An 11,727-nucleotide genomic window follows, 5' to 3' on the forward strand; every position below is an offset into this window, starting at 1 on the left:
GCCTCCTAGCCTGGACCCATGCGTGTCTTGATCGTCGAGGACGAGCCCTACCTGGCGGAAGCCATCCGTGACGGCCTGCGGCTGGAGGCGATCGCGGCCGACATCGCCGGCGACGGCCACACCGCGCTGGAGCTGCTCGGCGTCAACGCGTACGACATCGCCGTGCTCGACCGCGACATCCCCGGCCCGAACGGCGACGAGATCGCCGCCCACATCGTGGCCTCCGGCAGCGGCACGCCGATCCTGATGCTGACCGCGGCCGACCGCCTCGACGACAAGGCGTCCGGGTTCGAACTCGGCGCGGACGACTACCTGACGAAACCGTTCGACCTGAGGGAACTGGTCATGCGGCTCAGGGCGCTGGACCGCAGACGCGCGCACCACAGGCCGCCGGTGCGGGAGATCGCGGGCCTGCGGCTGGACCCGTTCCGCCGGGAGGTGTACCGGGACGGGCGGTACGTCGCGCTCACGAGGAAACAGTTCGCGGTGCTGGACGTCCTGGTCGCCGCCGAGGGGGGTGTCGTCAGCGCCGAGGAACTCCTGGAACGGGCGTGGGACGAGAACGCGGACCCGTTCACCAACGCGGTACGGATCACGGTGTCGGCGCTGCGCAAGCGGCTCGGGGAGCCGTGGCTGATCGTGACGGTGCCGGGGGTGGGGTATCGGATTGAGGGAGAGGGGCGTGGATAGGGGGCCCGGAGCGGCACCTCGGCAAGCTGGTCCTCGTCCCGCCTTCTGCCGGGGCATAGACGCCGTCAGTGCCCCTGACAGCAGCCCCCCACCCGCCCCGCCCCGAGCGCGCCCAGCCGCCGAGCCGCCTCCGTCCGCGCACGCCCCGCCCCGGACCCGGCGTCGTGGACCACCCGCCCGGCGACGAGGGTGTACCGGACGGCCGTCCCCCGGATCTCCTTCACCGGCACCCGCGTGAGGTCCCGGTCGAGCACCATCAAGTCGCCCCGCAGACCCGGCCGTACGGCCCCGGAGGCGTCGTCGTGCAACTGGTACGCCGCGCCCGCGGTGTGCATGACCAGCGACTGCGTACGGGTCAGCCCCTCGGCGGCGTTCAGCGGAGGCTCGTCCGCCAGGGGATTGCTGCGGTCGATCGCGGTCGCGAGCTGCGTGAACGGGAGCAGCGGGTCCACCGGCCAGTCCGAGCCGCCCGCCAGCCGGACCCCCGCGCGGGCGAGGCTGCGGGCCGGGTACAGGCGGGCGTACCGCTCCGGTCCGAGGTACGGCCGCAGCGCGTCGAGGGTGAACGCGGTCGGTGCGGCCCACTGCAACTGCATGCTCGCCACGACGCCGGCGCGGGCCAGGCGGCCGTAGTCGGCGGGGTGCACGAGCTGGAGGTGGGTGATGGTGTGCCTGTGGCGGCTGCGGGCGACGGCCTCGTATGCGTTCAGGGCCGTGCGTACGGCGCGGTCGCCGATGGCATGGGCGTGCATCTGCCAGCCGTCCGCGTCCAGGGTGCGGACGAGCGCCCGGTAGTCCTTGTCGCCGACGTGCAGCTCGCCGCGGTGGTCGGTGGGTCTGCCGTCCGCGTCCAGGTACGGGGTCAGCAGGGCGGCCGTCTGCGCGGGGAACTCCATCACGCCGTCGAGGAACACCTTCGCGGTGGTCAGGCGCAGCGCGGCCGGTCCGGCGTACCGCTTGCGGAGGTCCCGCAGGTACTCGGCCGCCTCGCGGGGCTTCCTGGCGAGGTCGGCGTCGAGCACCAGGGCGGGGGTGATGCGCTGCGGGAGCAGGCCCTTGGCCATGAGGGCGGCGTACGTCCGGATGCTGTTCTCGTCGCTCGACGCGTCCAGGAACGACGTGATCCCGGTAGCCAGCAGCGCGTCGGCCATCCTGGCCTGGGCCTCTTCGAGGCGGTCGGCGCTCGGGGGCGGGATCACGCGGGAGACCAGGGCCTGCGCGTCGTCCTTGAACAGGCCGGTCGGCTCGCCCGCACGGTCGCGGACGATCTGGCCGCCCGGCGGGTCCGGGGTGGTGCGGTCGATCCCCGCGAGAGCCAACGCCCTCGTGTTGACGAGGCTGTTGTGGAAGTCCGAGCCCTGGAGGTGGACCGGGCGCCGCGTGTTCAGCGCGTCGAGCAGCGTCCGGTCCGCGACCGTGCCGGCGGGCAGCAGGCCGACCGGGTTCCAGTCGGTCACCTGGAGCCAGCCGTCCGGCTCCTGCGCCGCCGTCGCGTCCAGCATCTCCTGGAGCCGGGCCTGGAACTGGGGGACGGTCAGACTCTCGTTGCGCAGCGAGGGGTTGAGGGACTGGGCGGCTGCCCCGAGGGGGTGCATGTGCCCGTCCTGGATGCCCGGCATGACGGTGCCGCCACGGGCGTCGACGACCACCGTACGGGGGCCGATGCGGCGGCGGATCTCCGCGTCGGAGCCCACCGCGAGGATCCTGCCGTCGCCGCCGACGGCCACCGCCTGCGCACAGGGGCCGGACCCGGTGAACACCCTGCCGTTCACGACGGCGGTCGCGACCCGGCCGGTGGCCGCCCGCGCCGGCGTGGCCACCGCGAGCGCGCCCGCACCGGCCGAGGCCAGGAACGTACGCCGCCGCAGGGCGGGCTTTCTGAAGGCATCTGACATGTCATCACTCCTCAGCCGACAGCCGGTGTCGCCGGTAGGCTGAGTGATTAACTTCTTAACTACAAGTGGTAGCCGGGGGGTGGATGGCGAGTTCACGTGCCTGGCGGCGCCCCACGCTCGGCGCCGTCGCCGTACGGACCGGGGTGTCCACGGCCACCGTGTCCAACGCCCTCAACGGCACCGGCCGCCTCTCCGAGGAGACCCGGCGCCGCGTCCTGGCCGCCGCCCGCGACCTCGGGTACGCCCCCGCCGGCACGGCCCGCGCCCTCGCGCGCGGGGACACCGGGGTGCTCGGCCTGACCATGACCACGTACGGCGACCTCCCCGTCCCGTACACCGAGATCCCGTACTACGCGCACCTGACCCTGGGCGCCATGGCCGCCGCGCACGAACGCGGCTACCTGCTCCTCACCCTGCCCAGCTCCATGTCGCCGTGGATGTGGCTCACCACCCCCATGGACGGCGTCATCCACGTCGAACCCCGCGCCGACGACCCCGTCCGCGCGATCCTCCGCGAGCGCGGCATCCCCATGGTCAGCGAGGGACGCCCGCCCGTACCCCACCACGGCGACGCGTGGGTCGACGCCGACAGCGGGACGGGCCTGCGCCTCCTGCTGGACCACCTCGCCCACGCGGGCGCGCGGCGCATCGGGCTCGCGCTGCCCCTCCACGACGACGCGTACCCGCACCTGGCGGCGGAGGCGTACCGGTCCTGGTGCGCGCAGCACCACGCACCCGTCCTGATCGAGGAGTTCACGCCGAGGCACTACCCCACGGGGGAACAGGAAGCGGTCGACCGCCTGCTCCACCACACCCCGGACGCGGTGATCGGCCTCTACTCCGACTCGGGCCACACGATCCTGTCGGCCGCCCACCGCCACGGCCTCCGCGTCCCCGAGGACCTCCTCGCGGCCTGCGTCAGCGAGGACCCGGCGTACGCCACGACCACGCCACCCGTCACGACCCTCACGCTGCGCCCCGACTTGTTGGGTGCCGAAGCGGTGGACCTCCTGATCGCGGTGATCAACGCCCGCAGCGGGGTGAACCGCAACCGGCTCGTCGAGCCGGTGCTGATACCTCGCCGGTCCACACAGCGGGGGGCCATGGGGCCGGGGTAGGCAGGAGGGGGTCCCTGTCAGTACCCCTCACAGCGGTGACTCCCACAGGTCGGCGGGCCTCGGTTGGATACGAGGTGACCTTCGGCGGGGAACTCTGCGTACGGCACACGGCGGAGGCTCCGATGACCGACGAGGAAACTACCGACCTACGGTGGAGTCATGACCAGTCTTCAGCTGAACAACGGCGTCACCATGCCCGCCCTCGGCCTGGGCGTCTTCCAGTCCGCCCCCGAGGAGACCACGGCAGCCGTGGAGGCCGCCCTGGCGACGGGCTACCGGCACATCGACACGGCCGCCGCCTACGGCAACGAACGCGAGGTCGGCGAGGGCATCCGCCGCTCCGGCCTGGACCGCTCCGAGGTGTTCATCGAGACCAAGGTCTGGGTGAGCGACTACGGGTACGACGAGACCCTGCACGCCTACGACAAGTCCGCGCGGAAACTCGGCGTCGACCAGATCGACCTCCTGATCCTGCACCAGCCCGCCCCCAAGGACTTCGACCGCACGGTCGCCGCCTACCGGGCGCTGGAGAAGCTCCTGGCCGACGGCAAGGTCCGCGCCATCGGCATCAGCAACTTCATGCCGGGCCACCTCGCGGAACTCCTCGACCGCACCGACGTCGTACCGGCCGTCAACCAGATCGAACTGCACCCCTACTTCACGCAGCCCGAGGTCCAGAAGGCGGACGCCGAGCACGGCATCCTCACCCAGGCATGGTCCCCGATCGGCGGCATCACCTTCTACCCGGGCTGGGGCGAGCACCGCAGGAACGTCCTGACCGACCCCGTCCTGCGCGAACTCGCCGACACTTACGCCAGGACCCCAGCCCAGATCATGCTCCGCTGGCACCTCCAGCAGGGCCGCTCAGCCATCCCCAAATCCACGAACCCCACCCGCATCGCCGAGAACTTCGCGGTCTCCGACTTCACCCTCTCCCTGGCCGACCTCACCCGCATCGACGCACTCGACACGGGCGTACGCAACGGCCCGGACCCCGACGAACGGGACCCGCTGAGCTTGGGGCTCACGATTTCCGAGGCGTGAGCGCGGTGAGTTCCGCCGGGGCGCAGTCCTGGACGACACGGCCGTCGGCCAGCACCAGGACACGGTCGGCGATGCGGAGGGTGGACGGCCGGTGGGCGACGACGAGGACCGTCCGCCCCCGGAACACCGTACGCATCGCCTCGTGGACGGCACGCTCGGTCGGGATGTCGAGGACCGCGGTGGCCTCGTCGAGGACGATGACGGACGGGTTCACGAGGAACACGCGGGTCAGCGCGACGAGTTGACGCTGACCCGCGGAGAAGCGGCCACCGGCATCGGTCGCGTAGCCGTCCGGGAGAGCGGAGATGAACCGGTGGGCGCCGGTCGCCTCGGCGGCGTACCGGATCTCCTCGGGGCTGGCGTCGGGGCGGCCCAGGGCGATGTTCTCGGCGACGGTGCCGGAGAAGAGGAAGCTCTCCTGGGGGACCATGACCACGCCGTGGCGCAGGTCGGCCGCCGAGAGGTCGCGCAGGTCGACGCCGTCGAGGAGGACACGGCCGGCGGTGGGGTCGTGGAAGCGGGCCAGCAGCTTGGCCAGGGTGGACTTGCCGCCGCCGGAGGGCCCGGCCAGCGCGACGGTCCGGCCCGCCGCAAGGGTCAGGCCGAAGCCGCGCAGGACGTCGGGCCCGCCGTCGTAGGCGAAGGAGACGTTCTCGAAACGGACCCCGCGCCCGGCGGGGAGCGGAACGGGGCAGGCGGGTTCGGCGACGGCCGGCCGGACGGCCAGCAGTACCGCGATCTTCCCCAGCGACGCCGCCGCGGCCTGGTACGCGTCCAGAACCCCGCCCAGCCGCAGCGGCTTGTCGTACAGATCCCGCAGATACAGCACCACCCCGGCGTACGCCCCCACCTCCAGCGTCCCGCCGGCCACCCGGTACCCGCCCCACAGCACCAGCCCTGCCACGGCGGCGTTCGCGACGAGGCGTGACGAGGTCACGTACCGCGCCATCTCCAGCTCCGCCCGCTCGTTCTCGTCCCGGTGACGCCGGTCGAGCCCGGCGAACCGCCGCTCGTTGGCCCCTTCACGGCCGAACGCCCGGACGGTACGGATCCCCGCGAACGTCTCCCGCAGGTCACCGGCGACCGCCCCCGCCGCCGTCGAACGCCGGTGATACACCGGCAGCGACCGCCTCCGGAACGACCGCATGGTCCAGCAGACCGGCGCCAGGGCGGCGAGCGCGGCGAGACCGAGCGGCAGGTCGAGCATCAGCAGCGCCGAGGCGATGTACACCAGGGACACCGCCGCGGTGACGATCTGATCGAGACCGCTCAGGAAGAGACCGCGTACGGCGTCGACATCACCGGACGCCCGCGCGGCCAGCGTGCCGGAGGCGTGCTCGTCGTGGAAGGCCACGCTCTGCGCCTGGAGGTGCGTGAACAGCCGCATCCGGATCTCGGCGACCACGCGCTGCCCGATCCCGGCGGACAGCCGCACGAACAGGCTCTGGAGCACACCGGCCGCCGTGACACAGCACGTACAGCCGACGGCTACGGCGACGAGGGGCCCCGCGTCGCCGCCGCGCAGCGCAGGGACGGCCCGGTCGATGGTCACGGCGACGAACACCGGGCCGGCCAGCGCCGCCGCCTGCTGGAGCAGGACGACCACGACGGCCAGCCACAGCCGCCGGACGTCCGCCCCCAGCACCGACCGCAGCAGCCGCCGTGCCGCCCCCGGCGGAGGCGTCGCCTCAAGCGCGTCCATCGGAGCCCTCCCGCAGGTCGAACGTCATCAGGGCCCGGTACGCCGGACTCGCGGCGAGCAGCTCCTCGTGCGTGCCGACGGCGACGACCCGGCCCTCGTCCAGCACCACGACCCGGTCCGCCAGCAGCACGGTCGACGGGCGGTGGGCGATCACCACGGCTGTCGTCGAGGCCAGCACCTGACGTACCGCGTCGTGGACCCGTGCCTCGGTACGCAGATCCAGGGCCGACAGCGGATCGTCCAGCACCGCGAGCCGGGGACGCCGGACCAGGACCCGCGCGAGCGCGATCCGCTGGCGCTGGCCGCCGGACAGCGACAGCCCGTTCTCACCGACGCGGGTGCGCAGGCCCTCGGCGAGCCGGCTGACGAAGGTGTCGGCGCATGCGGCGCGCAGAGCCTGCTCGACGTCGCCCGGCGTGGCCTCGGCTCCCATGAGGACGTTGTCCGCGAGGGTGCCGGAGAACAGGACCGGTTCGTCGAAGGCGACGGACACCGCGGACGTCCAGTCGGCGCGGGGGACGGCCGAGGTGTCGACGCCGTCGAGTGTGATGCGGCCGGTGGTGGGGGCGTACAGTCCCGTGATCAGTGAGGCGAGGGTGGTCTTGCCGCTTCCGGTGGGGCCGACCACGGCCAGCGTCTCTCCGGGGGCGATCCGCAGACTGATGTTCCGCAGGGCTGGGGGACTGCCGGTGGGTGTGTCCGGGTGGCGGAAACCGACGTCGGTGAGCACGAGTTCGGCCGGTCCGCGCCGGGCGGGCGCTGCTTTCGAGAGCGCGGGGCATGAGACCGGTCCAGGCCGGGCGGGCGCGGGGCGTGAGGCCGGTTCACGCCGGGCCGACGCGGCACTCCCCGTACCGCCCCTCTGATCCAGCACCTCGAAGTACCGGTCCGCAGCCGCCGCCCCGTCATGGCACACGGCCAGCAGCCCCCCGCTCTGCTCGATCGCCGGCCGCAGCGCGGCCACCGTCCCCATGAACGCCAGCAGCGTCCCGGTCGACAGCTCCCCGCGCGCCACCTGCACCGCGCCCGCCACCAGCGCACCCGTCATCGCGAGCCCCGGCAGGACGGCGACCGGTACGGCGATGCCGCCGAGCAGCCGCGCCTTGTACGCCTCGGCCTCACGCGCCCGCGCGACCTGCTCACGGAACCGGGCGATCCGGTCGTCGCCGCGACGGAAGCCCTTGATCACCCGGATACCCGTCACCGACTCCAGGACCGTCGTCGTCAGATCGCCCGACAGATCCTGTGCCCGACGGGTCGCCGCCGCGTACCGGGACTCGAACCGGTACGACAGGAAGATCAGCGGCGCGACGGGCGACAGGACGACGACGGCGAGCGTCCACCGCTCCACGAACAGGACCACCGCACCGGCGACGAGCGTGACCGTGTGCACCGGCAGGAACGTCAGCGGACCGGCGACGACCATCCGCACGACCTGCGGATCCGACATCCCCCGCGACAGGAGCTGCCCGCTGGACCACTCGTCGTGGACGGCGACCGGCAGCCGCTGCGCATGCCGGTGGAAGCCGGTCCGCAGCCCCGCCTCGATGTCGGCGAGCGGCCCGGCCGTCACCCGGCGCCGGACACCGAAGAGCACCGCCTCGGCGACTCCCACGAGCAGCAGCGCCAGCCCGCCGAGCACCACACCCGACGGATCCCGCCGGGCCAGCGGCCCGTCGACGATCCATTTCAGAACCTGCGGCATCGCCAGCGCGAGCAGCGCCGCGAGCGCGGCCAACGCCGTCCCCGCCCGAAGCCGCCGACGGTACGGCCGGATATAGGGGTACAGCCGCATCAACGACCGCACGGAGGAACGAGTGTTTTCGTGACAGGGCACGACAGTCTCCCGAGAGAAGTGCCCACCGGTGCGCCGATACGGCGTCTCAGACGGTGAGCGGGGTGCTGAGGGCGATGGGCGTACGAACGGCGGCCATCGACAACACCCCCTTCACTTCCGGTACGTCGGTCCTCCTGCGGCGGCGACGATACACCCGGGCGGCGTAACCCCGCCGGTCTCGGTCAGGGTGCGGGTGGCGTTCGCCGAGGCGTAGATCTACAGGATGCGCATCGGCTCCGGGGGTGTGTCGCCGGTCGGGGCCCGGTAGACCTCGGAGGCGAGCGGCTCCCTCGGCGAGCCTGGACAGTTCGGGGGCATCGGCATTGTTTTCTGGTCGGTCCCCGGCCGTCAGACGGTCGCGTCCTCGACCACGACCCGTCGTACCGTCCGCAAGGTCGACCGGAGACTGTCCGGATCGGTCGAGCCGAGGGCGAGGCGCAGCGCCTGGGGGGTGTGCTTCGTGGTGGTGAAGGGTTCCGCCGTGCTCACCGAGATGTTCAGGCGCGCGAGCGTGGCCGTGAGCCGGTCCGCGCGGGCGTCGTCCGGCAGGGGCAGCCAGGTGAAGTACGAGGAGGGGTGGCCGATCAGCGGTAGTCCCGCCAACTCCTGCGCTGCGATTGTCTGTCGGGCTCGCGCGTCCTCCCGTTTGCGCGCCTCCAGACGGCCCACCGTCCCGTCGTCCAGCCACCGGCACGCGATGGCCGTCGTCAGCGCCGGGGTGTTCCACGTGGTCGCCCGGATCGCGCGCTCCAGCGGCGCGACCAGGTGGGGCGGGGCGGCGACGAACCCGACCCGCAGGCCGGTGGCGACGCTCTTGGACAACCCGGAGACGTACACGGTGATGTCGGGCGCGCTCGCCGCCAGCGGTGGCGGCGGGTCCTCGGCGAGGTAGGCGTACGTGGCGTCCTCGACGAGCAGCGTCCCGTACCGGCGGGCGGTCTCGATCAGCCGGGCGCGGTCGGGCGCGGGCATGATCCAGCCCAGCGGGTTGTGCAGGGTCGGCATCGTGTAGACGGCGCGTACGGGGCGGGTCGCGCACAGCTTCTCGAAGGCGTCCAGGTCAGGGCCCTGGGCGGTGGCGGGCAGGGGCTCCAGGTCGAGGCGGAAGGCCTGCGCGAGGACCTTGAACCCCGGGTAGGTGAGCGCGTCGACCGCGACGACGTCTCCCGGCGCGAGCGTGGCCATGACGGTGACGGCCAGGCCGTGCTGGGCGCCGTTCACGACGAGGACCCGGTCCGGGCCGACGGCGAGTCCCCGGTGTTCGAGGTGCCGGGCGATCGACGCCCTGTCCTGGGCGCGGCCCCGGTGCGGCTGGTAGCGCAGCAGCGCGTCCAGCTCGCCGGAGGTGGCCGTCTCCCGCAGGGCCTGCCGCAGGAGGTCGGCCTGGTCGGGGAGGGACGGGTAGTTGAAGTTGAGGTCGACGGCCTCCGTCGCGATGACCTGCTGGTCGATGCCGTGGCCTTCGGGCACCGCGATGTCCCGTACGAACGTCCCCCGGCCCTGTTCCCTGCTGACCAGGCCCATCGCCTCCAGTTCGGCGTACACGCGTGTCGCGGTCACCAGGGCGATGCCCTCGCGGGCGGCGAGCGCGCGGTGGGTCGGCAGCCGGGCGCCCGCCGTGAGCCGGCCCGCGCGGATGTCGGACGCGAACGTGTCGACCAGGGTCTTGTACCGGGGTGCCGCCATGCCGCGAAGTGTATCCATGACAATTCTTTGACTGTCCTGGCCGCTGGTTCCTACCGTCGGCATTCCCCGCCTACGGAAGGGAACGCCGCCGTGCACATCGCCATCCTCACCTTCGAGGGCTACAACGAACTCGACTCCCTCATCGCCCTCGGTGTCCTCAACCGCGTCAAGGACTGGAGGGTCACCCTCGCGACCCCCGCCCCCAAGGTCACGTCCATGAACGGGGTGGTCGTCGAGCAGATGTCCACCCTTGAGGAGGCCTGCGCCGCCGACGCCGTGATCGTCGGGAGCGGTATCGCCACCCGCGAGGTCGTCGAGAACCCGGCGATCATGAGCGTCCTGCGCGGGCTCGACCCCGAGCGTCAGCTCATCGCCGCGCAGTGCTCCGGCGCGCTCGTCCTGGCCAGGCTCGGGCTCCTCGATGGCATCCCCGCCTGCACGGACCTGGTCAGCAAACCCTGGGTCGTCGCGGCCGGGGTCGACGTCCTCGACCAGCCCTTCTACGCGGACGGCACGATCGCCACGGCCGGTGGGTGCCTCGCCTCGCACTACCTCGCCGGGTGGATCATCGCGCGCCTCAAGGGGCACGAGGCCGCAGAGAGCGCGCTGCACTATGTCGCGCCGGTGGGGGAGAAGGAGGAGTACGTCGAGCGGGCGTGGCGCAATATCACGCCGTATCTCCCGGCTCCGGCACTGACGGGACAGCCCCCACGTTAGGGTGACGAGGGGATACGACGAGGGGGGCTCCAGTGTCAGTGGTCCGACGGCGGAGCGGTGACCTGTGACCCCGGCTCTCCCCCCTCCTTTACGCCGCTGGCTCGGGCTGACCGCGATCCTCGCGGCGCTGGTGGTCGTCGTCCTCGCGATCCTGTACGCCGGTGACAGCGAACCCGGCGGCGCGGACGCCCCGATCTCGACGGCGCTGGAGAAGGCGGGCCCGGGCTGGCGGGACGTCGCCCTGGCCATCGACTTCCTGGGCGAACCCCTCGGCTCCGCGCTGCTGGTCGGCGCGGTCCTGACGGGCTGTCTGCTGCTGCGGCTGCCCCGCGCCGCGCTGCTCGTCGCCCTGGCCGTCGGAGTCAGCGTGGTGACGGCGACACTGCTCAAACACGTGGTGGGCCGCACGATCCATGGCCCCGACAACCTGTCCTACCCGAGCGGCCACACGGCGTTCCTCACGTCGCTCGCGTTGGCGGCGGGGCTGATCGCGGCGGGCCGACTCGGACTGGGCAGGGCGGCGGGCCTAGGGCTGGTCCTGGGCGCCGCGCTGTTCGCGGGCGCCGTCATGGGCTGGGCACAGGTAACGCTGGGCGCGCACTACCCGACGGACGTCCTGGGCGGCTGGTGCACGGCACTGACGACAACACCGGCGACGGCGTGGACACTGGACGTGACTCGCCACGGACGCCGTTGAGGGCACGGGGGAGGGGGCAGGACCGGGGGCACGCCCTCACACCCACGACCGAGCCGCCGAGGGCCCCTCCCACTGATCGCCGAGGGCCTGTTGCCCCGGGAGCCCGGCGCGCGTCGCTGCCGCGTTCGCAGGCCGGTCGTCCCAGCCCTCGACGTCCCCTTCTCACCGGGCGCCGGGGCCCGTTGCCGCCGCGTTCGAAGGCCGATCACCCTCGCCTCCGGTGCCCCTTGCTCTGGTGGCTGAAGGCTGGTTGTCCCAGCCCCGGCTGTCCCCCTCTCACCGCTTACCGACGGCCCGTCCCGGCGCCGACACGCCTCGCCCCCGTGGCCGAAGGCCGGTCG

The 11,727-nt window shown here is 72.7% G+C and carries 9 protein-coding genes; 5 read left to right on the forward strand and 4 right to left on the reverse strand.

What is annotated here, in order from left to right; all coding sequences use genetic code 11:
* The first annotated feature begins 18 nt into the window (after positions 1–18).
* Positions 19–690: a response regulator transcription factor gene (locus tag J8M50_RS48000; RefSeq protein ID WP_010359415.1), complete on the forward strand. Its 672-nt coding sequence runs from the start codon at positions 19–21 to the stop codon at positions 688–690.
* Between the two features lie 65 nt (positions 691–755).
* Here the strand turns inward: J8M50_RS48000 and J8M50_RS48005 are convergent, their stop codons facing one another.
* Positions 756–2,585 carry an amidohydrolase gene (locus J8M50_RS48005; protein ID WP_010359414.1) on the reverse strand — a complete coding sequence of 610 codons (1,830 nt, stop codon included), beginning with the start codon at positions 2,583–2,585 and terminating at the stop codon, positions 756–758.
* Positions 2,586–2,668: 83 nt separating this feature from the next.
* On the opposite strand from J8M50_RS48005, the gene J8M50_RS48010 reads away from it, so the two are divergent.
* Positions 2,669–3,703, forward strand: coding sequence for a LacI family DNA-binding transcriptional regulator (locus J8M50_RS48010; RefSeq protein ID WP_010359413.1), 1,035 nt, complete (start codon positions 2,669–2,671; stop codon positions 3,701–3,703).
* 159 nt (positions 3,704–3,862) lie between these two features.
* Positions 3,863–4,747: an aldo/keto reductase gene (locus tag J8M50_RS48015; protein WP_010359412.1), complete on the forward strand. Its 885-nt coding sequence runs from the start codon at positions 3,863–3,865 to the stop codon at positions 4,745–4,747.
* On the opposite strand, the gene J8M50_RS48020 is transcribed toward J8M50_RS48015, so the two are convergent.
* From J8M50_RS48020 to J8M50_RS48030, 3 genes are all read right to left on the reverse strand, one after another.
* The gene (locus J8M50_RS48020; protein ID WP_010359411.1) at positions 4,728–6,449 is read right to left on the reverse strand and encodes an ABC transporter ATP-binding protein; all 1,722 of its coding nucleotides are present in this window, start codon (positions 6,447–6,449) and stop codon (positions 4,728–4,730) included. The two genes, J8M50_RS48015 and J8M50_RS48020, sit on opposite strands and share 20 nt — an antisense overlap.
* On the reverse strand, positions 6,436–8,244 hold the full coding sequence (locus J8M50_RS48025) for an ABC transporter ATP-binding protein (RefSeq protein WP_075693965.1): 1,809 nt from the start codon (positions 8,242–8,244) through the stop codon (positions 6,436–6,438). Before J8M50_RS48025 ends, J8M50_RS48020 begins: the two co-directional genes overlap by 14 nt.
* A 390-nt stretch (positions 8,245–8,634) precedes the next feature.
* Positions 8,635–9,972 carry an aminotransferase-like domain-containing protein gene (locus J8M50_RS48030; RefSeq protein WP_010359409.1) on the reverse strand — a complete coding sequence of 446 codons (1,338 nt, stop codon included), beginning with the start codon at positions 9,970–9,972 and terminating at the stop codon, positions 8,635–8,637.
* 90 nt (positions 9,973–10,062) lie between these two features.
* On the opposite strand from J8M50_RS48030, the gene J8M50_RS48035 reads away from it, so the two are divergent.
* Together J8M50_RS48035 and J8M50_RS48040 are read left to right on the forward strand one after the other, a co-directional pair.
* Positions 10,063–10,689, forward strand: a complete 627-nt coding sequence (locus J8M50_RS48035) for a DJ-1/PfpI family protein (protein WP_010359408.1) — start codon at positions 10,063–10,065, stop codon at positions 10,687–10,689.
* A gap of 64 nt (positions 10,690–10,753) precedes the next feature.
* Entirely contained in the window at positions 10,754–11,386 is a 633-nt protein-coding gene (locus J8M50_RS48040) for a phosphatase PAP2 family protein (RefSeq protein ID WP_010359407.1), read from the forward strand.
* Positions 11,387–11,727 lie beyond the last annotated feature (341 nt).

Source organism: Streptomyces acidiscabies, assembly GCF_020010905.1.
Lineage (GTDB): Bacteria > Actinomycetota > Actinomycetes > Streptomycetales > Streptomycetaceae > Streptomyces > Streptomyces acidiscabies.

What these genes read in the sequence shown, in the direction of transcription:
- J8M50_RS48000 (WP_010359415.1), top strand. Translation starts at nt 19, where the DNA reads ATGCGTGTCTTGATCGTCGAGGACGAGCCCTACCTGGCGGAAGCCATC.
- J8M50_RS48030 (WP_010359409.1), bottom strand. Translation starts at nt 9,972, where the DNA reads ATGGCGGCACCCCGGTACAAGACCCTGGTCGACACGTTCGCGTCCGAC.
- J8M50_RS48005 (WP_010359414.1), bottom strand. Translation starts at nt 2,585, where the DNA reads ATGTCAGATGCCTTCAGAAAGCCCGCCCTGCGGCGGCGTACGTTCCTG.
- J8M50_RS48015 (WP_010359412.1), top strand. Translation starts at nt 3,863, where the DNA reads ATGACCAGTCTTCAGCTGAACAACGGCGTCACCATGCCCGCCCTCGGC.
- J8M50_RS48020 (WP_010359411.1), bottom strand. Translation starts at nt 6,449, where the DNA reads ATGGACGCGCTTGAGGCGACGCCTCCGCCGGGGGCGGCACGGCGGCTG.
- J8M50_RS48010 (WP_010359413.1), top strand. Translation starts at nt 2,669, where the DNA reads ATGGCGAGTTCACGTGCCTGGCGGCGCCCCACGCTCGGCGCCGTCGCC.
- J8M50_RS48025 (WP_075693965.1), bottom strand. Translation starts at nt 8,244, where the DNA reads ATGCGGCTGTACCCCTATATCCGGCCGTACCGTCGGCGGCTTCGGGCG.